Annotated in this window: 17 protein-coding genes; 3 read left to right on the forward strand and 14 right to left on the reverse strand. The window is 63.9% G+C overall.

Features of this window, described 5'->3' with window-relative positions; genetic code table 11:
• Nucleotides 1-133: 133 nt before the first annotated feature.
• The 8 genes from NK1_RS34325 to NK1_RS34335 all read right to left on the reverse strand — a co-directional run bounded on the left by NK1_RS34325 (nt 134) and on the right by NK1_RS34335 (nt 6,047).
• The gene (locus NK1_RS34325; protein WP_157104168.1) at nt 134-403 is read right to left on the reverse strand and encodes a hypothetical protein; all 270 of its coding nucleotides are present in this window, start codon (nt 401-403) and stop codon (nt 134-136) included.
• Between the two features lie 20 nt (nt 404-423).
• On the reverse strand, nt 424-858 hold the full coding sequence (locus NK1_RS33565) for a YbaB/EbfC family nucleoid-associated protein (RefSeq protein ID WP_084460723.1): 435 nt from the start codon (nt 856-858) through the stop codon (nt 424-426).
• A 313-nt stretch (nt 859-1,171) separates the two neighbouring features.
• Nucleotides 1,172-2,590 carry a WXG100-like domain-containing protein gene (locus NK1_RS09175; protein ID WP_063008123.1) on the reverse strand — a complete coding sequence of 473 codons (1,419 nt, stop codon included), beginning with the start codon at nt 2,588-2,590 and terminating at the stop codon, nt 1,172-1,174.
• On the reverse strand, nt 2,587-2,883 hold the full coding sequence (locus NK1_RS09180) for a WXG100 family type VII secretion target (protein WP_063008124.1): 297 nt from the start codon (nt 2,881-2,883) through the stop codon (nt 2,587-2,589). The genes NK1_RS09175 and NK1_RS09180 overlap by 4 nt, the downstream gene beginning before the upstream one ends.
• On the reverse strand, nt 2,884-3,198 hold the full coding sequence (locus NK1_RS09185) for a WXG100 family type VII secretion target (RefSeq protein ID WP_167354242.1): 315 nt from the start codon (nt 3,196-3,198) through the stop codon (nt 2,884-2,886).
• A 254-nt stretch (nt 3,199-3,452) separates the two neighbouring features.
• Entirely contained in the window at nt 3,453-5,093 is a 1,641-nt protein-coding gene (locus NK1_RS09190) for an exonuclease domain-containing protein (RefSeq protein WP_063008126.1), read from the reverse strand.
• Entirely contained in the window at nt 5,090-5,689 is a 600-nt protein-coding gene (locus NK1_RS09195; RefSeq protein ID WP_063008127.1) for a hypothetical protein, read from the reverse strand. The genes NK1_RS09190 and NK1_RS09195 overlap by 4 nt, the downstream gene beginning before the upstream one ends.
• A gap of 94 nt (nt 5,690-5,783) precedes the next feature.
• The gene (locus tag NK1_RS34335; protein WP_157104170.1) at nt 5,784-6,047 is read right to left on the reverse strand and encodes a hypothetical protein; all 264 of its coding nucleotides are present in this window, start codon (nt 6,045-6,047) and stop codon (nt 5,784-5,786) included.
• 467 nt (nt 6,048-6,514) lie between these two features.
• On the opposite strand from NK1_RS34335, the gene NK1_RS34340 reads away from it, so the two are divergent.
• A complete protein-coding gene (locus NK1_RS34340) occupies nt 6,515-6,937 on the forward strand; it encodes a hypothetical protein (RefSeq protein WP_157104171.1) in 423 nt (140 codons plus the stop codon).
• A 53-nt stretch (nt 6,938-6,990) separates the two neighbouring features.
• On the opposite strand, the gene dapA is transcribed toward NK1_RS34340, so the two are convergent.
• The gene (gene dapA, locus NK1_RS09200; protein WP_063008226.1) at nt 6,991-7,881 is read right to left on the reverse strand and encodes a 4-hydroxy-tetrahydrodipicolinate synthase; all 891 of its coding nucleotides are present in this window, start codon (nt 7,879-7,881) and stop codon (nt 6,991-6,993) included.
• Nucleotides 7,882-8,236: 355 nt separating this feature from the next.
• On the opposite strand from dapA, the gene NK1_RS09205 reads away from it, so the two are divergent.
• Nucleotides 8,237-9,043 (forward strand): DUF3048 domain-containing protein, encoded by an 807-nt coding sequence (locus NK1_RS09205; RefSeq protein WP_218023092.1) that lies wholly within the window; start codon nt 8,237-8,239, stop codon nt 9,041-9,043.
• A 305-nt stretch (nt 9,044-9,348) separates the two neighbouring features.
• Here NK1_RS09205 and NK1_RS09210 read toward each other — a convergent pair whose 3' ends face one another.
• On the reverse strand, nt 9,349-10,449 hold the full coding sequence (locus NK1_RS09210) for a type I restriction endonuclease (RefSeq protein WP_063008129.1): 1,101 nt from the start codon (nt 10,447-10,449) through the stop codon (nt 9,349-9,351).
• Nucleotides 10,450-11,071: 622 nt separating this feature from the next.
• Here NK1_RS09210 and NK1_RS09215 point away from each other — a divergent pair.
• A complete protein-coding gene (locus NK1_RS09215) occupies nt 11,072-14,626 on the forward strand; it encodes a DEAD/DEAH box helicase (protein WP_218023093.1) in 3,555 nt (1,184 codons plus the stop codon).
• A 102-nt stretch (nt 14,627-14,728) separates the two neighbouring features.
• Here the strand turns inward: NK1_RS09215 and NK1_RS09220 are convergent, their stop codons facing one another.
• From NK1_RS09220 to brxD, 4 genes are all read right to left on the reverse strand, one after another.
• On the reverse strand, nt 14,729-15,796 hold the full coding sequence (locus NK1_RS09220; protein WP_167354243.1) for a 7-cyano-7-deazaguanine synthase: 1,068 nt from the start codon (nt 15,794-15,796) through the stop codon (nt 14,729-14,731).
• Between the two features lie 278 nt (nt 15,797-16,074).
• On the reverse strand, nt 16,075-16,824 hold the full coding sequence (locus tag NK1_RS09225; RefSeq protein ID WP_157104172.1) for a hypothetical protein: 750 nt from the start codon (nt 16,822-16,824) through the stop codon (nt 16,075-16,077).
• A gap of 208 nt (nt 16,825-17,032) precedes the next feature.
• Nucleotides 17,033-19,207 (reverse strand): DEAD/DEAH box helicase, encoded by a 2,175-nt coding sequence (locus NK1_RS09230; RefSeq protein ID WP_063008132.1) that lies wholly within the window; start codon nt 19,205-19,207, stop codon nt 17,033-17,035.
• Nucleotides 19,204-20,511, reverse strand: a complete 1,308-nt coding sequence (gene brxD, locus NK1_RS09235; protein WP_218023096.1) for a BREX system ATP-binding protein BrxD — start codon at nt 20,509-20,511, stop codon at nt 19,204-19,206. Before brxD ends, NK1_RS09230 begins: the two co-directional genes overlap by 4 nt.
• Between the last annotated feature and the right edge of the window lie 23 nt (nt 20,512-20,534).

Genomic DNA, 20,534 nt, shown 5'->3' on the forward strand with positions numbered 1-20,534 from the left:
GAATCGGATGTGGCAGCTTTTCCAGAGTCATCCGCTGCCGTGACGGGTGGGCGCCGGTGAACGAGACCGGGGGCACTGCAACGAGATTCGGGTTGATCGCACGCGCGCAAGTTCTGGCGAAGACCCCCGATCGTCAATCGTTGATATCGTCCGATTCGGGCTTGCCTTTCAAGTAGTCCGGCCGCCCTGGCCCATGTGGCGGAGTGACAGGTTGTCCCGTCCATGCATCCAGCGGATGGATTTCGAATATGGAATGGTCGGTAATCCCCGCGGTGTCATCCAGGACGAGTTCGAGGTGGTCCGATTTCCACTCCATCCTGGTAACGGTTCTCCCACGCAGAGGCTTGAGCAGCCAGCGATCCTCGTGCTCAACGATGGCCCGAGGTGCCTCATAGGCTCCCATCAATCCTCTAGAGGCGAGGTTCACTCCGTCCAGCCGCGGCGGTTCATACGCTCAAAATAGGCGTCATCGGCTGCCTGGATGTCGTCCTCGGTCATTGGCTGATGGCGCGGCGGTTCCGGTGGTGCTGACTGCTCGCCAGTCAGGATCTCGAACTGCCGACATATGCGAGGATCGCCGTGCTGAATGAGCCGTTGGACCTTTGTAGCTGCATCAGCTCGGGCCTTTCGATGAGCAGTACGTATCGAGTGGGCGAGCTGCTCGCTGGTCCAGCGCAGCGCGCCGGGCGCAATGCGAAAATCGGTGATGTCGCCGTTCGCGTCGACTTCTATTGCGACACCTTGCAGTTGGCAGAGGCCCCGGATCGCAGCGACTGAATCGGATAACTGCTGGCTGTTGCGTCTGACCTCATCGAGGTCGCGTTGTAGTTGTCGTTCCCATTCTTGCAGGTCTGCCATCGGGCGGGCTCTCCTCTTGACCGAGTGGATCCGGATTCGGATGGTAGTGAACGATTCGCCCGCTACACTGTGCGCACTACGTCCCCGGGTTCTGCTCGCTCGGATATCTCTCGGGAGAACACGAACGAGTATTGCCCGGAAGGGGAGCGGTGAATTTCGATACCTTCCAGAACGCCGCGAACGGTTGCCCCGTCCCTCTTGAGCAGTTCGACCTGGTCTCCGACGGTGAATATGTCGTCGGTTCGGCCGACAATAATCGGGTTGGGGCGAAAGCTCACCCGAAATATGTCATCGATCCGGAATTCGCTCACTCTCAGTGTCCTGCCTTTCCGGACAAGTAGTCGTTCCAGAATCTCTCGTCTGCGGCGTACGCCTCATCCTCGAGTTCGTTCGTCACGAGGTTGTTGGTCACCTTCCCCTGCGCATACTGGTCGATGTGGACTCGCTCGTGCACAAGATTCCGCATCAAACTCTCCTCATCGGCGAAAGCCGACGGTGCGAGCGCGATGTGGTCACCTGACGTGCTCGCACTGGCGCCCACACTGTCGTAGTAGCGAATATCGTCGGCGGAGTTCGCGATGTCGAAACGCACGCCCGTCAAGTCGACCCCTGCGCGGCGTGCGTATTCCTCGACGGTCTCTCTGGTCATCGGTAAGTGGTTTCCGCTGTCCAAGACCTCACGATTGGTTCTACTCCCCATCCGTGAGAACAGGCGGCCGTCGGACAATACGGCGCCCCCGCGATCGAGCGGTGTCAGCTTGATCTTTGCTGCATCCACCCAATTTCGCACCTTTTCGAAGATGGGCTTCATCTTGCCGACAAGCGGTTTGATGGCGTCAGTTACGATCTTCGCTACCTTGGTGGAAAGCTCGCCGATGATGGTTGCAATGCGGCGCCCTTTCATAGCGATGCGACCGGCCATGGCGGTGTTTCCGACCCACTCTGACAGACTTCCCGTCACAGGGGCGAGGATGGCGAATACTCCCTCGGCTACCGCGGTCTCGACGACGAACTCCTTCAGTTCGTCCAGGATTTTGTGATGCGCTTCGTCGAGATGATGCGCGTAGTCGCCGCAGGCATTGCCGAGCGCATCGCACACATCTGCCAGCGCGTTGAAGTCGTTCTGCCGTTCCTGCGACGTCTGAACAGCGATGTCGATCTCGGGAGACTGCTGATTGGCGAGAAGAGTCTTGGCCTGCGGCACCTGTCCGGCGATGGTGCGGTAGTCGGCGGCGGCGGTCTGCCACGCGGTCTTTGCGGCATTCAGCTGATCTTGGTGTCCGTTCGGCCACGCGAAGCCGACCACATCCTTGATGATCGACCATCCAAATGGTTCGGGAATACCGTCACCGGCCGCGTTGGGTGCGGTCGAGGGCATACAGGGGTCCGGAAGCAGCTGGGGTGGAGGCGGAACCGGCAGATTGCGCTGATGCGCGGTGATCTCCGCAACCTCGTGATTGTGCGCTCCGACGACGAGAAGGTCACGGATCTGGCCACATGACGTGGTCAGCTTCGAGGACGCGGAAATCGCCAGCTGTGCCGACTCGTGGTAGGAGTCGGCCCACTGCTGACCGATGCTGTCGCTGCCGGCCATGCCGATGTACGAGTTGAGTACATTGATAAGCGACGAATGGGTCGTCACCGAGTCGGTTGACATCTGTCCGAATACTTCTCCGGCAGAATGATATTCGTCTGCTCGGTGGACGATCACCGGGACGGTCGGCGTCGTCATTGTGGCCACATCCGGTGGTTTGTCTCTCCTGCGTTGTGGTAGGCCGACCGCGCATGGTCCAGCGCCTTCCGCAATTCACCCAGGGCGGTGTGCATTTCTGTTGCGCCCGTATCCCATTCAGCGCTGGCCTGTTGGTGCGTCTGTGCTGCCTGGCCGGTCCAGTCGATATGGAGATTCGTGACCTGTTTCCGAATGTCACTCAAGCGATCCTCGAGCCGCTTCTCGAAGTCGATCGCCTTATCGATCAGGTTCTGCATGCCGACGAGATCGACGCGATAGTTGCCGGGTTGCATCTACGCATTCCCCGGGAACGTCGTGCCGATCGAGCCGGCGGAACCTTGGTCGGTGTTGTGTATGAGGCCCGCTGCCTGGTGTAGCGCGGCGGCGTCGTGTTCGAGGCCGGCGATGATCTGCCGTGCGCCTTCTTCCCACTCATCCCAGGCATCACCGTGAGATCCGGACGCGGCGCCCTGCCATTCGCCTCCGACGAAGGTCCTCACTTCCTTCATCAGCGAACCCAACTCGTCGCGGAAGTCCTGAGCCGACTTGTCGAGCCAGTCAGCGGTCGCATGCACTTGCTCCGGGTTCACTCCCACCGAATTGCCCACGTCGCCTCCCCTTTTGTAGCCATCAGACGTGCCGTCTGCACTATACGTGCCTAGCGTTGTCTTCTCCTGCGGAGTTTCCCGCGACAACAAACCCAGCCGTTGTTGGTCGCGCATAGAGTATCGCGGTGGTGTCCTGTTCGAATTGAGTTGTGCAACAGGTCGGTTCGCCCCGGCGACCCTAGGGAGGACGACGGGGCTGCCTCCACCTGAACGCGAGGCAATGTCCTATGCGGCGAGAGGTGTGCGCGCACCATTCACAACACCAGAATCGAATTCAGGGGACTGGCTGGATCGAGCGCGAGGTCCGAATGGTCCCCTACGATCCTCTTCGCCCTGGATTTGGGGCGTGAGGTGCCGAGGCATGAGCGGCAGAGCTTGCTCCGCCTGCTCGCGGTCCACGTCGACCCGCACTTGTCGCAGACGCATGCGAGGCCCGCCATGCGCAACCGTGTCCCGTTCGCTTGTCGGCCCGAGCGCAATGCGGCAACGAAGTCTTCTGCCGAGACAATCGGTTTCCCGTGCTTATGTGCCGTCTTCGCTTTGCCGGACATCGTCGCCGGATCCGCGGCGACCAGCACGTCGACCGACTTGGTCATGGACGGCGCGGGTGCCAGACCGTATTCCCGCGCGAGTTCCTCCAGTTCCTCGCGTGGATGACCGTCATCGCCGGTGAAGCACACAATGGTTCCCGCGCCCAGATCCACAACGACGGACTCGGCGCGGTGCTGGTGCGTTCGCGCGGTGACCACCTCGGTGGGAAGGTCCAGTAGTGCCGCGACCCGCAGAAGTCGGTCGATCTCGTCATCGGTGACGACGGAGTCTTCGAGTGCCGCTTCTATTGCGGCGTTGAGGAAGTGGGTGTGTGCAGCGTGCACCGCGGCGTCGTCGAGCCCCAGGTCCGATGCGAGGCGTCGAAGTTCTGTCCGCTCCTCCACGGTGAGCTGCAGATCGGCCAGAGCTTGGTCCAGCAGAATCTCGTAGGGCGCAACGTCCGGAGCGGTGTGCAGGCCCTGACTGATGTCGGCGAGGAAGGGGAGCGGCTGGGCGATCGATTCACCGTCGCGGGCACAGACTCTGGCACTGTGTGCCTTTCGATACCGGGTGGCAGCGGTGGGGGTCCCCGGCTCCGGGAAACGACCTGCGATGGCCTGCAGCAGACCCGCGGTGGCGCGCGCGTCCCCCAGCGCCCGGTGCTGGTTCTCATGCTGGACACCGTGTTCGAAGCACGCGGCTGCCAGCTTGCAGCGGGTCGCCGCCAACGTGTCCAGACCAGAGCCCCACCGGACGTCAATGCCTGACCGCTCCAGTTCGAAACCCACCATTCGTGTGTCGAAGGGCCGGTTGTGGGCGACGACGATTGCACCGTCGAGGAGCTCCGCCACCGCGTGCGCGATCTCCCCGAATGTAGGCGCGCCGGCCACGTCGGCCGGAGTAAGACCATGGATCCACGTGGGGCCGACATCGCGCATCGGGTTGACGACGGTATCGAAGGTGTTCGTGACTGTCCCTGAATGATCGAGGGTGAGCACGGTGATCTCCACGACCCGGTCCGAGTGTCGGAGACCGGTTGTCTCCACATCCATCACCGCGAAACGTGAAGCGGTGCCGAGAAGCGAAGCCAGCTGCGGCGCAATGCCGCCCGCCGGTTGAATAGTTGTTGAGGCACCGGCCCCGGTGTCCAGTGGCACCGGCGGGTGGAGAACCGCCGGCTGTAGTGCGTCGGTCCACAGGTGCCCGTCGAACCAGCGATAGTGCGCTTCCTGCCATGGGTCGGGATACCAGCCCGGGGCGTTGGAAACGGCGTCGGTCCAGCGAAATCCATCGAACCACCGCAGCGGCGCATGACGTGAGGGGTCTGCATACCAGCCGGGTTGTGCGGCAAAGCCGTTGCTCATGGTCGACGACTCCTCTCGTCGCGCCCCGCTGGCCGTACGCGGTCACTGAACTCTGCCGGGAAGATCGCGATCGCCGGATTGTTCAGCTCTTCCGGCATGATCCACGGTGTTTCCCCGGTCCTCGGGTTGACCGTTCTGCGAAGCCGCTGCTCTTCGGTGAAGAGCCAAGCGGTCCAGACGTTCCCGACGTAGTTGGCGACTGCCAGCGCGCGAAAGCGGGGCTCGTCCTGCGCTGGGGCCGCAAGCTGTGGGACGGGCTGGAAAACCGGCACGACCAACTTCGACCGCTGGCGCCGGGAGTAGTCATCGACGGCTTGGCAGATGCGTTCCTGATATGCGGTGGTCAGTTTGACCAGATCATCGAAAAGGTCGACCTCGACAGCATTCTCGAAACACGATTGCGGTGTGGTGCCTGCGGTCAGCACCACCGATCGACCGCTAACCAACCACTGGACCTTCGAGTCATGGTCCGGATCGTCGTGCGGGATCACCACAGCATTCGTGTTGCGGACGATGGTGGTGTCTGTGCGGCTGGTAAGCCACACCGCGGTAGCGTCAGCGGTCGGCTGTCTGTCGACAATGGCGAAGCCGAGCATCGTTCTCCGTTCAGGTCAGGTGATCTCCGGTTAAGCGCGCCGCGCGCCGTCGAATGCTGCGGCATTGAGGGGAAGTGGCACGTGAGGGCCGAGTTCATCTGGACGCGTCGAAATCGTCCTCAGCCGCCTTCCGCAATTCCTCGAGTTGCGACACAGACAGACGCCTGGCGGTGTCCGCGCGACCTCCGGCCACGAATTCGAGACCTTCTTGTTCGAGAATCTGTATGACATCGCGCCACAGCTCCTTGAAGTTGTCCGGCCCCACTGATGCGGCCGCTGATACGGCGGAACGAGGTACTGCGAGGCCTTCGAGTATCTTCTGCAGGCTCGTTTCTTGTGCGGCGACCACGCTGGACATCTCCTTGGGAAGTGCGGCCGTGGGCAGCGCCGACGGACCGGACAGTGATGTGGGTGCTGCCCCACGCGGACATCAACTCTGGCGCATATCGTCGGTGGGTACGAAGTCGTTTCAAGATGGCCATGTTGTCGAACCCGTTGTGGCAAGCAGAGTTTGACCGCTCAGTATGTTGCGGCTCCCATCGGTGAAGCTCGGCGCAACTGCCTGCTGTCGAAGGTGGATCGAGAGAAACGAGTCTGCGCGGGGCGCGAACTCCATCCCTTCGACTACTCGTAGGTGGCCAGCCGGAATTCGTTGTCGTATGCCGAACCTCGGCAGGCGGTGTGGCTGCATCTGGTTCGGGCGTGTCCGAGTCGTACTTGGGTTCCACCCATCGCGCAACCGCAGTCGCGCCGGAGGACAGTTGCCGTCGGCACGAATTCGCAGCAGCGACCGTGCGATCTCGAGCCAGTGACCAAGCCTCGCGGATGGTGGCGTTGTCAGCCTCCCAAGCTGCCGATCTGGAGTACGCGGGCTTTGATGAACAAGTCGACTATGTGGCTCAGCGCTTCTCGGTTCTTCGTCAGCTCGCGCCCCGCGAGTTGCCGATGCGCCTCGGCTACGCGCAGCACCGTATGGTGGCCGGGTACATCGCGCAATCCGCTTGCCAGGTCATGGTCAGCTTAGAGGTGTTCGCTGAGGGTCGCGCGGGCGCTGGCCGCCGTTTGTTCGAGATACTCGGGGTCGGCGGACCGAACGCGCTCCAGCCGTGCTCGAGATTGGCTTCGCCGCGCTGGCGCTCGCAGCGCCGTTTCTGGTACTGCAGCGCCGGAGCGGCACCAGCGAACGGTAGCGCCACATGCCGCGTCACGGCGAACAATCCGCACCATTCGAAAGGCTCACCCGGGTGAATCGTCGGCAAGGGGCGAATGAAGCTGCTGCACAGGGTTGTTCACGCGCCTCTCTACAACAACCCTGATTCCTCGAGTCCGGCACGCAGGCGTTGCTGATGCTCTGGCGGGCCCTGCCGGTATGGCATACGCAGCGCATCGGAGGAAATGACGCCGAGCATTTTCATCGCGGCTTTGGACTGAATGGCGCCCTGCGATACGTGCATGATCGCGTCGACGGCGGGGATGAGGCGCCGGTGGATCTCGCGTGCCCGCGACAGGTCGCCGCGGTCGACGGCGGCGATCATTTCCGCGTAGTGATCGCCGGCGACGTGACCGACCACCGACACGATGCCGGTCGCGCCTTGTGCGAGGTGTGGCAGGTTGACGACGTCGTCGCCGGAATACCAGAGCAGGTCGGTTTGCGACATGAGCCGGCTGGCCTCGAAGAAATCACCCTTGGCATCCTTGACGGCGCGCACGGCTGGAATGTCGGCCGCGCGGCGAATGGTGTCGGTGCTCAGCGCTGTTCCGGTCCGGCCCGGGATGTCGTACAGCATGACGGGCACACCGCCGCCGGCCTCGGCGACCAGGCGGAAGTGTTCGAGGATGCAGTCCTGCGGCGGTTTGTTGTAGTACGGCGTGACGACGAGGAGAGAATCCGCCCCGCAGGCGACCATCTCGCGCGCCGCGCGAGTGGAATGCTCGGTGTCATTGGTGCCGCAGCCGGCCATCACCTGGACACGGTCGCCCACTGCCTCGACCACCGCCCGCACGCAGGCGTAGTCCTCCTCGTCGGTGGTGGTGGCGGACTCACCCGTGGTCCCGTTGACCAGCAATCCGTCGTGGCCGTGGTCGGCGAGATATACGGCGAGGTTCTGCAGGCCGTCGTAGTCGATCGAGCCGTCGGCGTGCATGGGGGTCACCATCGCCGTGATGACTCGACCGAAGGGGGTGTCCACCATGATCGTGAGATTACAGGCGAGCACCTCACCGCCCGTGCGGACGGTCCGTGCCCACGCGCAGCGCGTCGTCGGGGTGGCTCCACGTGCGCTCCCCGGGGAGCAAAAGCCTCAACCAGCGACCGGCTCGAGGGCCGAGAGCGGCGTAAATTGGTAGCTAGAGGTTTGCCTTATGCGACAGCGATGGTGGGTGTGGATTGCCGCGTTCCTGATGAGCTTGGGAATGTGCACTACGTTCGCGTGCAGTAGCGGCACCGGCACCGGCACCGGCACCGGCACTCGTACCAGCACCGGCACTCGCACCGGGCCTGAGCAGACGGCACCTGACTCACCCCCACCCTCCCGGGTAGGGGTGCCCGTGCTGGTCGCGAAGATAGACAACAGTCCGCAGGCACGGCCACCGGTTGGGCTCGGAGCCGCCGATGTGGTCTACGTCGAGCCGGTCGAGGGTGGTTTGAGTCGGCTGGCCGCGGTGTTCTCGGCACAGAAACCCCCAGTGATCGGGCCTGTCCGGAGTGCGCGGGAAACGGATCTGACGCTGTTGGCCCAGTTCGGTAATCCGACGTTGGCATCCTCTGGTTCCGCACCCGAGCTTATTCCCGCCCTCGATTCCTCCTCGCTCCAGAACGCCTCGGCCGATCTGCAACCCGCGGCGTACTTCCGCGATTACAGTCGCGTCGCGCCACACAACCTGTTCGTCCGCCCCGATCAGTTGCCCGAAGGCGGCGGCTGGCCGGAGGCTTCGCAACTGCACTTCGGTCCTGCGCCCGCCGGCGGCCGGCCTACGCAACACGAGGAAGCGCGGTATCCGGCCGCGGTGATCGGCTTCGACTGGTCACCCAGCGATCACGGCTGGCTGGTGTCCATGGATGGTGCTGCCTACAGCGCTGCCGATACCGGACGGCTCACGCCAAGTGCGGTCGTGCTGCAGAGTGTGCCGGTGCAGAACTCGGCCATCAGCGACGTGGCGGGGAGCGTCTCGCCCCTGGCGCAGACGACCGGTAGCGGTCAGGCGCTCGTACTTCGCGACGGTCAAGAGTTCCCGGCCGAGTGGTCCCGGCCCTCGCCGGAGGCGGGCACAACGTATACAACCCCGACCGGCACAGACATCCCCTTCGCGCCGGGACAGGTCTGGACAGTTCTGGTTCCGGAGCAACTCTGGTGAGCCCTGTCCTCGCGGTGTGACCGTTGATCGCGTGTCATTCGACGATGGGAGGTAGCCGGAGTCCGGATTTGCTTGGTGCGGGACAGAAGCCGAGAAAGCTGTCGCTACTGTCGGCAGGGGAGTGACGCAGCTCGGCGAAAGGACTCGGCCGACAGTTGCGGGTGCTGGCGGGCTGGGAGGCAGTCGGTACGTGCCCGGCGGCGGTCGATGGTTCGGCCCCATTCGTGGCGGTTCCTGTGAGACGGGCCGCTATTTCCGCGGCCCGCCGCCTCGTGACAGATTGTCCAGCCGCAGCCGACTGAGCTTCACCCGTAGTTCTTCACCGTCGCGAGCAGCCGATCCGCGTGCTGGTACAGATCGACAACACTGCCGATGTCATGTCGTTCCCCGTCTTTCCCGTTCTCGAACGTCGTGACGAACTTGACGCTTTTTCCGTTGAGGTGAAGGCGCACAATCGGTTTGCGGTTGTTGTCATCGAGGAGCACCGCGAAGTATGCCTTGGCATCGCGGTAGCAGACCCGTGTCGGGTCTATGTCCTTGGCCAGGATCGCGCGAACGATATTGAAGCCGTCAAGCTCTGCCTCTGTGGTGACGACACCGTCGTCGGTGACTGGCGTTTCCGGTTCGGGGGCCTGCGGAGCCGCCGCCGCAGGAGCCTCGGAAGGTGCCGCGATGACCGCGCTCGTATTGTCGCCGAGCGCATTGTTCAACCGGTCGCTCACCTGGTCGGCGACGAACTGCGCTGCGGCCTTCGTAACCAGCGGCCGGAACTGGTCCACGATCTTCTGAGTTGCCTTCCCCTCATAGACGCGGGCGATGAAGTACCGTACCCAGTCATCGGTCGGGAGCTTGATCTCCTGTGCCAGTAGGCGTTTGACCTGGCCGATGTATTTGAGTTCTTCGGCGGCGCTCACGATGGAGTCGAGGTCGAACGACTCCTTCGACAGCTTCGCTACCTCGGGAACGAGAACGTTGTCCATATCGAGAATGTCGAAAACCAGGAACGGCTTCGAGTCCATGATGTTGGGACGATCACCGTCTGTATAGACCTGGTACTCACGACCATTGGTGAGGATCGCGATCCTGGCAGACGTGACGGAGAAGTACCGGAAGAGCTGGGAGGCATGGTTGATGTTGAGCGGCTCCGCGATCTTCTTGCACTCGATCAGGATTTGGACGGCGCCGTCCCGGAGAATCGCGTAGTCGATCTTCTCGCCCTTCTTGGTCCCGACATCCGAAACGAATTCAGGCACGACCTCGGAAGGGTCGAACACGTCGTAACCGAGCACCTGGGCGATGAACGGCATGACGAGTGCGTTCTTTGTCGCTTCCTCGGTGACGATCGACGACTGGGTCGAGCGGAGTTTGGTTGCGATGACATTGATTCGGTCGAGCGTGTTGGACATGGGCTCATGCCTCCCCGTGTGGTGCCTGAATTCGAGGATCAGGCGATGTTCTGTGGTGGATTCTGTTTGCAGGGCCGAGATTTGGGTTCATCCCCGGGTACGATCTCGATCTTCGAAGCAGGGGCGAGATCCGTCGGCTGGAGGTTCGTCCCAGTAGGACCCGGAAGTTTCGTTGCCGATGGCGGATCTCGGACGACATCGATCGCCGACCAATCGGCACGAATCAACGCGGGCAGTTGAGGATGCCGGATCGGTGCGGTGCGGCGGCGGGACCGGCGTTCTCGGGCGCCGGGTGGCAGACGGTGGCGAGTCCTACGACCTCCGCGCCTGAAGGGTGTTCGGTGGATTCGTCACGCTCCCTCATCTCGTTGAGGCGCAAGACAATTCCCGTGGCGGTCCGGAGGGGGTGTGGCTCGCGCATGCCTGTATGAGATAGCCGTAGCTGTGAGCGGTGTTACACAGTTTGAAGGTTTAGATCAGCAATGCCCGGTTGGGCAACGCTGCGCCGTCCACGTTCGGTCGTGATTCGCAATAGCTTCGAATGTCTTTGTGCGATCCGCATGTGTGTCGTCGCCGATGCAGGACCCGGCACCGTTGATTGTTTCGGCGATACCGGCGGAGCGTGACTACGATCGGTGGCCACTGGGCGACATTGTCGACGGAGTGGAGTCGGGTGGTGGGTGGGGAAGACGAGCGGCGCGGCACGATCGTCGAGTTCTGGCAGGCCGTGGAGATGTTCAGTCCGCAACGGGTGGACCGGCCCGACCGGCAGCAACGAGTCTTCCAGGTGGAAGCCGACGAGCCGTTGCCGTGGGATCCGGGCCATGAACTGGCTCGCCTCGCCTTGCGCCCCCACCTGGCGTGGCGGCACATCGTGTACGTGGGGATCTACCGTCTCGACGAAGTCTTCGAGGTGTTGTCGCGGCGTTTCGATCCCGATCCCGACAGTTACGACGAGCGGCCGGCCGGTGAAAGTGCCGTTGCCGCATTTCTGATAGACGAAAATGGTTGCGCCGTACCGGGTTCGGATGTGCTGTCCAGCTGTGCCTGGGCGACCGGCCACGCCGGTGACGATGAGCCCGGACCGAAATGGATCGCAGATTTTCAGGACGCATCCATCGAGTTCACTCGGCTCTGGCAGAAGGTGATCACCGCCGAGCGCACCGGCGTGCCCGTCGACGATTCAGCACAGCCGGCCCTGCGGGTATTCGACCGGACCGTTCTCGATGAATGTCTCACTGCAGCGATCCAGGCGGCCGGGATCAGTGGAGTGCTGCCGGTGGCGGGTATTCGAGTTCGTAGTCAGATCGTGGCCCGGCGTACGGCGAACGAGGTGAACGGCCTCGATTTCCTGAACAGTTTCATTATGGACGATCTGGTCCGGGTCGGCGGCCACGTCACCCGGGGAGATGCCGGCGCGGCTCTGCGTGACTATCTGTGCCCGGAGGATCGGATATCGACCGGCGCACGGATCGATGTTCGGGAGCGGATCGACACTGTGCTGGAGCTGACCTCTCCGGCCGCAGTGCCGGCGGGCCGGTGGCCGAGCGATCCCGGCCATGCCCTCGCCCTGTCTCAACAACTGGCCGTCAACACCGCGTTGGGGATGAGCGATACCGGCATCATGGGCGTCAACGGCCCGCCCGGAACGGGAAAGACCACCATGTTGCGTGACATCATCAGCGCGCTCGTGGTGGAACGTGCCGCGCGGCTGGCAGCATTGCCGGAACCGGGTGCTGCATTCACCGGCGAGCGGATGCGCTGGAAGACCGGCGACCGCACCCGTGTCGTCAGTTTGCTGAGGCCGGAGCTGACCGGGTTCGAGGTCGTTGTGGCTTCCTCGAACAACGGTGCGGTACAGAACGTGACCGATGAGATTCCCGCGTCCGATGCGATCGGTGCCGACTGGCGAGGCGCGGCGGCTGAGGTGAACTACTTTCCGGAGATAGCTACCGCCTTATTAGCACCGGATCCGGCCGAACGGTCGTCGGAGGCAACCTCGGCTGCCCCGATCGACGGCTGGGCACTGATGGCGGCGCGACTCGGAAACAAGACCAATCGTGGGCGTTTCGTCGATGCGTTCTGGTACCACACTCCGGAATCCGATGAGGACCCACAGGATTGGGCCGGCCTGCTGCCGATCCTCAGGTCCTGGGAAGCGGAGGCGCCGCAGCAGACCTGGGCGGAGGCGGTGGCGGCATTCCGAGCCGTGGAGACACGGGTCGAGACCATCCGCCGGTCTCGATCCGCCGTTTATGCGCAGCTGACCAGGTGCAAGGAGGTGAAGCAGCAGCTCGACACGACCGTGGCGGACCTCGCGGCTGCCGCGGCGAGCCTGGAGACCGCTCGCGGACAACGTGATTCGGCGTTTCGAACCGCGAGCGAATGCGTCCGGGAAGCGGAACGGCTCGCTCGTGTTCAACAAGCTGCTGACGAGCAGGCCGCGCGGCAGCGCCGCGCCGCTGCGGAGCAAGCCGTCCGTGACAGCCGGGCGGAGGTCGAACGGATCGTCGACGGTCGCCGGGTCCGCGCCGAGGAATCAGTGCGGCGATGGGGAGCGGAACTCGATCGGAGGGTCGCAACCCGGGACGAACACCGTGCGCTGCGACCGGGGTGGTGGAAGATGTTGTGGTCCTTGGGGACCGCCGGTCGCGAGTGGAAGCAGCGAGACTCGTCGCTGGCCGCCCAGGTGCAACAGGCATCGCAAGCGGTGGCCCAGGCTCAGGCCGAATGGGAAGCGGTGCAGTGTGATCTCGCCATCGCCCGGTCAGCGGTGTCCACCGCCCAGCACGAGTTGACTGCGGCAACTCGCGCCCTGAACGTCGGCATACCGCTTCCGTCGGTGGCCTATGAGCCGCTGGCCAACGCGAACCGAACCCTCGAACATGCCGAGCGCGAAGTCACCGCGGCAGCACAGGCATTGAGCCGGGGCGAACGGCGATACCAAACACTGCGAGAAGAACTGATAACCCTGAGCGCGGCACTTGCCGACAATGCCGGACTGGGGGTCTACTTCCCGGACGACACCTGGTGGACCGACCGGGTGCGCCGGGAATCGGCGGCCCCCTGGACCGATCCCGAATGGAATACCGCACGTAGTGAACTATTGCTGGCGGCCCTGGCGCTGCATCGATCGTTCCTGCGGCAGATGCCCACCCGGATGCGCCAGAATCTGCACGCCGCCATGGACATAGTCGGTGGTGGGGCGCCCCGCGACCTTTCGGCCCAGGCGGCGCAAGCGGCATGGCAGAGTCTGTTCCTGGTGGTGCCCGTCGTCTCCACCACCTTCGCGTCCTACGGTCGGTTGTTCGGTCACCTGGAGCGAGAGGCTCTCGGATGGTTGCTCATCGACGAAGCGGGACAGGCGACTCCGCAGAACGCGGTAGGTGCGCTGTGGCGGACCCGGCGGGCCGTTGTCGTCGGAGACCCATTGCAGTTGGAACCAGTGACTACGCTCCCGTTCCGCACCGAGGATGCCCTCCGCACCGACTTCGGGGTCGACCCGCAGTGGAATCCCAGCGGCACGTCGGTGCAGCGTATCGCCGACCGGCTCACCCCACTGGGGACGTCGCTGCCGGATGACGAGGGCACGACGTGGGTGGGGGTTCCGCTCACCGTGCATCGGCGCTGCGATGCTCCGATGTTCGATATCGTCAACACGATCGCCTACGACGGCCTGATGATCAATGGCACCGGCACCGCGGCCCGTGAACGCTTCGACGCGACCTACCCGAGTCTTCCCGAATCCAAGTGGATCGACCTGGTCGGCGCCAGCGCACACGGGCACTGGATACCCGACGAAGGCCGGCAATTGGACCGGATTCTGCGGACACTCCATGATCTCGGCATCGCCATGTCCGAAGTCATGGTCATCAGCCCGTTCCGCGACGTCGCCCGCGAAATCGGCCAACGTGCCGGGGGTCGTCCCGGCTTGACCGCGGGCACGATCCATACCGCCCAGGGAAAGCAAGCCGACGTGGTGATTCTGGTTCTCGGCGGCGATCCGGCCCGTCCCGGCGCCCGGCGGTGGGCGGCGAGCAAACCCAATCTGCTCAATGTCGCTGTGAGCCGGGCGAAACGGCGGCTCTATGTGATCGGCGATCATGGGTCTTGGTCGCGCGAACGGTACTTCCGAACGTTGGCCAGGCATCTTCCACAGGCCGAGCCGGTGCGGTGAACTCCGGACACGTTGCGGCCCAACCGGGTCCTGCTGGCTGGGATGCACTGCAAGACAACCCCGTGCGATCGTGCCGTCGCGGTGTCGCTTCGGCGACTACTGCTAGCGGTCATTCGGATTCAGATGCGGGACCAGGTCGGCCAGCATGGATCTCAGCTCGTCGCGGCCACGCTCGAGTACCGGCATGACGGACAGCGCAGAAATCGCCTGGGGATAGGGGGTATCCGCGAGGAGGTCGTCCACCACGAACGGCGTATCCAACCACTGAATCAAGTCACGCAGGTGGGAGGCATCCCTTCTCGCCTTTCTGCTCGTTCCCGCGAGGTCGATCGATGCGAGTGGGTGGGCGTACCCGGAATCATCGCCGTCGGCGAGCGCACTGTGCAGTCCGGAGCGCCGGACCAGACAGGGGAAGCAGGTCCCGCAATTGAAGTGTGCGCGGTTACTGTCTCGACGTGCCACGGTCGGGCGGCCGCAGCTCACCGTGCGTCGCAGCACCTCGGAAGCGAGCCCCGAGTCGATGGCGCACCGGCAGACTTCGCCCTTGGTCGCATGCAGAAACGGGTTACGGACGGTTATATAGCCTCCGACGGCGGCGATGAGTTGATTGATGGTGTCGATGACCCACGGATGAACGGATCGGGTGGAGCAGGACGATCTGCGGCCGGATGTCAGCGGCGGGTTGATGGCGAGCTGACCGTTCTCCGGCACGACGACATCGGATATGTCGTCGCCGGCCGCTTGGCACACCGCCGCGGCGATATAGGTCAAGCTGCGTGACCTGTTGCTCGAGTCGAGGCAGCCTCCGATGGGGAGCAGCCGCCTCGAGAACAGCGTCATGCGAGAATCCGCCGACTTCTGATTCGGCACAAGACGTTTGATTTCGTCGAAGATCTCCTTCTGGCGCCCTTTCACCGTGGGATCGAAGGCGACGAATTGAATTCGCTCCTCGTGGCCCAGACGAGCCGCGCGGTAAGCGGCATAGGCGGTCGAGTCCAGGCCGCCGGAGAACAGCGCCACCGATGTCGGCGGGTTGTCGACGAGGTTGGGGGTCTTGGTCGGCGACTCGATTCCATCGTGGAAGCCGATGTCCCATCGATCGCCGGTCAGCAATTGCAGCAGGCTGTCGAGTCTTTCGCATTGCGACTTCCAGACGTCGGGCTCGTGCACCTGGACCGAGAGTTCGATGGTTCGGGTCCAGCGGTCGGGCGCCGCGTCTCGGCGCGACCGCCGATCGGCCAGGTAGACGGCTTGGGCGATTCGCCAGAAATCCTGCGCCCAAGTCTGTTCGGCCGCTCCGACACTGGTGTTCCGCCTTTTCGCTTCCGGGTCGTCGCGGAAGTCTCGATCCGAGAATCGAATCCAGGAGTCATCGAAAGAGGTGCTGGGCGTGGTGTTCACACCGGTGAAGCGGTACCGGAACTCTCCGCCTGACATGGCATCCCCCCCTACGGTTCGATCGGCAGGCCCACCAGGCGGCGGACATTGTCTTCGAGTAGTTGACGGCTGAGGTCAGCCAGTGAGATGTCGTCGGCGTCGGCTCGCTCCGCACACGGATCGAGGACAAGCTCGGTGAGCGTGTCCGCCAGCCATTCCGCGATTCTGCCGCCGGGGTCGACGAGATACAGCAAGGGCACGGCGACACTGAGCTTGGCCGCCGCGACTCCGGCGATGAATTCGATGAGCACGTTTTTCAGGAAGAGTTCGTATACGGCACAGAAGAGATCGTCCGGGATCCGGTAGTGACCGCCGCTTTCGACAGCATCGGCCAGGGCCTTGTCTTCCAACAGCTTTCGTGCGCATCGGACGGCGGCTGCGCGCGCGGCACCATCTGCCGGCGTGGCGGCTATGCCGACGACACGCTCGGTGAATATCGCCACGAACTCTGTGCGGCGATCGGCGGATATGTTCGCGGAATCCGGGAGTGGGCAACCACCTGATGACAGTTCCGCCAGCATGTCCACGAGGCCGTGGCCGGAAGTAACCATCGTAGGGATCAGGCCGTATGCGCCGGGATCGGCCTCGAGCGTTGTGCGTAGCGCGGACACGCACTGCTCGATGACCCGGTGCAGCTTGTCGTCGAAAGGTGCTGTATCGCTGGCGACTTCGGCCGACAGCGTGCTCAGGCGCCCGAAGGCGGCATTCGGCTTGCGCCAGGCGTCGCCCGTTGGTCCAGGCCATCGTGTCGAGGTCCCCACTGCGCCTCCCAGCGCCGGGTCCCGGAACATGCCGGTTGCCGGCCGAGTCGAGTCTCGTCAGTGGTGATTCTATCGGACGGAACGGGCAATAACGCCGAAAATCGTTGCGCGGCAACGGCTAAGCCTAGTTGCAGGACGTTCGCTCATGAGGATCTTCTGGGGCGTCAGGATCCGTGCCATCATGCTGGCCGCGTCGGTTGTCAGAGGATTATGTGATTGCGCGCCACCGGACTGTCTCCTTCAACACCGCCTGCGCCGTCACCGAATCAGCCAGCCGACTGCCGACGGTATCGTTGGCGAGTTGCTCCGGGAGCAACGCCGAAAACTTCAGTCCTGCAACAGCTCGGGAGTCGATGTCCGGCAGGGCGAGTCGATTGGGATCGATTGTCTGTTTGACAGCTGACCATACTGACGGCGTAACACCGCCATCGAACCGAATCGCGAAGTCGTCAGGTCGCTGCGTCGGGCTCGCAACAGGCGCCAGCGCCGCGGCAAGACTCGCATTCGCCCGGTAACCGGCCCAGGTCCACCACCGTGTACCGGAGTCTTCCCGGGTGATGAGCGTGGCGTCCGGAGCGACAGTGCCGCCCTTCTCCTGCCGCTGGTCGGCGAGGGCGGTCTGTGCGCGGCGAGTCAGTGAGACATCAGGGTCGGAGCCGAGCAGGACCGCACGCATTGCCCGGCACAGTTCGGCGGACAGCCCCCGGATTCCGAGGCTCGACCATTTCGCGATGCCTCCACCATCAGCCGGTTCGACGTATGCCCTGCGCCGGTTCCAATCGATATAGGTGACCCGCCAACTGTTTCCGGCGAGAAGGAGTAGCCGAGGGCCGGGACGGTCGTCGGTGAGGACGGAGACATCGGTCATTCCGATCTCCTGTCGCCCGGCGAGAATGGTGAATTGTGGTGGGGCCGTGAAGGACGCAGTCAGCTCCAGAAAGTTCCTCTTTCCGAAACGGTGCTCGGCCTGGTGGCCGATGAAAGCCAGTTCCTGATCGCTGTCGAGGTATCCCGCCTCGAGCAGGTAGGTGAAGATGGGTTCGGCGGAACGGTCGAAGGGGGCGAGGCCGTTCCATTCCTGCGACCACAGGCGTTTTCCGATCGTCCCGTGCTGGAGGGTGACGGCGAGCAGTTGCTGGGCCACGAGATGGCGTGGTTGTGGGGGAGCGGTCACCGGTTCGACCCACCCGCGGCTCCACAGCAGCAACAGACCGGCAGCTTGGAGGAGGGCGTCGGTGGTGGTTGTGAGGAACAGGCAGTTGCGGGTGGTGCCGGCGCGGCGGCCGGTGCGGCCGATGCGTTGGAGGAACGAGGCGACGGTGGCCGGTGAGTCGATTTGGATCACGCGGTCGAGATCCCCTACGTCGATGCCGAGTTCGAGTGTGGAGGTGGAGACGATCACACAGTCGCGGGCCTCGGCGAAGGCTTGTTCGGAACGGGCGCGTTCGGATGCGGACAGCGAGGCATGGGAGAGGAATACCGTTACGTCGCGTTCTCGCAGTGCCGCGCCGAGCTGTTCGACCTGCCGGCGCGAATCGCAGAACACCAGGCGCTTTTCGCCGTGGTGGAGCGCGGTGATGACCTTCGCGGCATTGTCGAGCGATCCCACGTAGTCGAGTTCGACTTCACCGGCCGGCCGCGGCAGAGGAGGAAAATCGGTGGGAAATCGGGAACTCGCAGCCGTGTCCTGGGTTGCCAGTTCTGGAAGGTCCGGTGCGACAACGGTTCCACGTCGCTTGCCCGAGCCCGATCCTTGCAGCCATGCCAGCAGCCGGTGCGGGTTGCCGACCGTTGCCGACAATCCGATCCGCTGAATCGGCTGTCCGGTGACACGCTGCAACCGTTCCAGTATCGCCAGCAGGTGCCAGCCTCGGTCGTCTCCGGCGAATGCGTGGACCTCGTCGACAACCACGACGCGGACCGACCCCAGCAATGCCTGATGATCGGTTTTGATCCCGATCAGCATGGCTTCCAACGATTCCGGCGTCGTCAGCAGAATGTCGGGCGGTTCGCGCCGGATCCGGTTGCGCGCCGATTCGCTCGTGTCCCCGTGCCAGAGTGCGGCGCTTCTGCCGATCCATTGGGCGTAGGTGTCGATGCGGGTCACGAGGTTGTTGAGCAGGGCCTTGAGCGGGCACAGATACAGCACCGAAACCCCCGGCCAATCGCCGGCCGCCATCGCGGTCAGCAGCGGGAAGCAGGCCGATTCGGTTTTGCCGCCCGCGGTGGGTGCGAGCAGGATCGCATCGTCTCCGCGCAAGAGTGGATCGACCGAAGCTCGTTGTAGCGGACGCAGATCCGGCCAGCCCAAGGTGTTCACGATGTGGTGGACGAGCACCGTGTCGAGGCGCTCGATCGGATCAGGAGCGGGTTGCTCGATCACAGCTCTAGATCGACATCGTCGGCGCGAGCCAGGTTGCGTTCCATATCGGTCAGCTCCGCCGAACCGACGGTGAGCTTGTAATGCTGGCGCGGATCGAAATCGGGGAACTGGTCGATGCGGTCCAGCACATCACCGACGAGCTTCTTGAGGAACAATCGCGGTGCGACGCCGACGGTTCCGCCGAGTGAGCCGGTGACCGCTCGGGCGAGATCCGCGATGTAGGTGTCATCGGCGATCGCGTTGACTCGTTCGCCGTTCTCGGCCCCGGAGGCATAGAGTTCGCGGATCGTCTTGCCCAGCGCCACAAGGGAATCCATGCTGAAGCCGGGCAGGCGGATCTGCACCGCGCGCGGATTGTCGAAACGCGGGTCGGTGGTGAAGTCGGTCGCGAGCCGTTGCGCGAGCGGTGGCAGCCGCTGCACACCCTGCTGCCCCTCGTAGAAGGCCGGTGTGCCGGTGATCAGCAGGTACACGCCGGGGAAGCGTCCGGAGTAGACCTCGTCGATCAGCTGCCGCAACGCGTTGAGGGCCTTGTCGCGGGCATCCGAACGCACCCGCTGCAGGGTCTCCACCTCGTCGAGAACGATCAGCAGACCTCGGTGCCCGGAATCACGCAGCACCGTCAGCAGCCCTTGCAGGAAGCCGAACGCGCCGAAATGATCGAGTTCGCCGCGCACCCCGGCGGTCCTGCGGGCGGCCGCGGCGACGTTCGGCTGTCCGCCCAGCCAGGCAAGTACCGCGCTTGCAGTGGCCTCGTCACCGGCCAGCACCGCCGTGCGGTATCCGCGCAATGCTGCGGCGAAAGATGGTGCGTGCCTGGATACTTCGGCCAGCCGCGTGGTCATGAGGCGGTCGACGGCCTCGGCCAGCTGGTCCTCGGTGGCACCTTCGGCGAGAGCGTCTTCCTCCAGCGCATAGAACCATGCGTCGATCACGTGGCGGAACGCGCTCGGTGGTGAGCTGGCGGTGGTGAGTCGCTCGGTGAGCCGTCGATACACGGTCTCCAGCTTGTGCAGCGGGGTTTCGGTCTCGGAGATCTGGATTTCGGACACCGCGAAGTTGCGTCGCTTCGCTCGTTCGCCCAGCCAGCGGGAGAAGAACGTCTTACCGGATCCGTATTCGCCGCGTACCGCCTTGAATACCGCGCCCCCCGAGGCGACGGCATCGAGTTCGGCGTCCAGCGCTGCTTCGAAACGGTCGAGGCCGGTCGCCAGCAAATCGAGACCGCTGTCGGGAACCGCGCCGCGCCGTAATGCGTCGATGACTGCTCGTCGTCGGGCCGCACTCACCCCTGTCGGCTGCACGCTACTCACCGGACCAGTTTGGC

It is taken from the genome of Nocardia kruczakiae NBRC 101016 (genome assembly GCF_001612965.1).
GTDB lineage: Bacteria > Actinomycetota > Actinomycetes > Mycobacteriales > Mycobacteriaceae > Nocardia > Nocardia kruczakiae.

Bases quoted from the DNA above. Each gene is read 5' to 3' on its own strand.
- NK1_RS34325 (WP_157104168.1), bottom strand. From the start codon at position 403: ATGGGAGCCTATGAGGCACCTCGGGCCATCGTTGAGCACGAGGATCGC.
- NK1_RS33565 (WP_084460723.1), bottom strand. From the start codon at position 858: ATGGCAGACCTGCAAGAATGGGAACGACAACTACAACGCGACCTCGAT.
- NK1_RS09175 (WP_063008123.1), bottom strand. From the start codon at position 2,590: ATGACGACGCCGACCGTCCCGGTGATCGTCCACCGAGCAGACGAATAT.
- NK1_RS09180 (WP_063008124.1), bottom strand. From the start codon at position 2,883: ATGCAACCCGGCAACTATCGCGTCGATCTCGTCGGCATGCAGAACCTG.
- NK1_RS09190 (WP_063008126.1), bottom strand. From the start codon at position 5,093: ATGAGCAACGGCTTTGCCGCACAACCCGGCTGGTATGCAGACCCCTCA.
- NK1_RS09195 (WP_063008127.1), bottom strand. From the start codon at position 5,689: ATGCTCGGCTTCGCCATTGTCGACAGACAGCCGACCGCTGACGCTACC.
- NK1_RS34335 (WP_157104170.1), bottom strand. From the start codon at position 6,047: ATGTCCAGCGTGGTCGCCGCACAAGAAACGAGCCTGCAGAAGATACTC.
- NK1_RS34340 (WP_157104171.1), top strand. From the start codon at position 6,515: ATGGTGGCGTTGTCAGCCTCCCAAGCTGCCGATCTGGAGTACGCGGGC.
- dapA (WP_063008226.1), bottom strand. From the start codon at position 7,881: ATGGTGGACACCCCCTTCGGTCGAGTCATCACGGCGATGGTGACCCCC.
- NK1_RS09210 (WP_063008129.1), bottom strand. From the start codon at position 10,449: ATGTCCAACACGCTCGACCGAATCAATGTCATCGCAACCAAACTCCGC.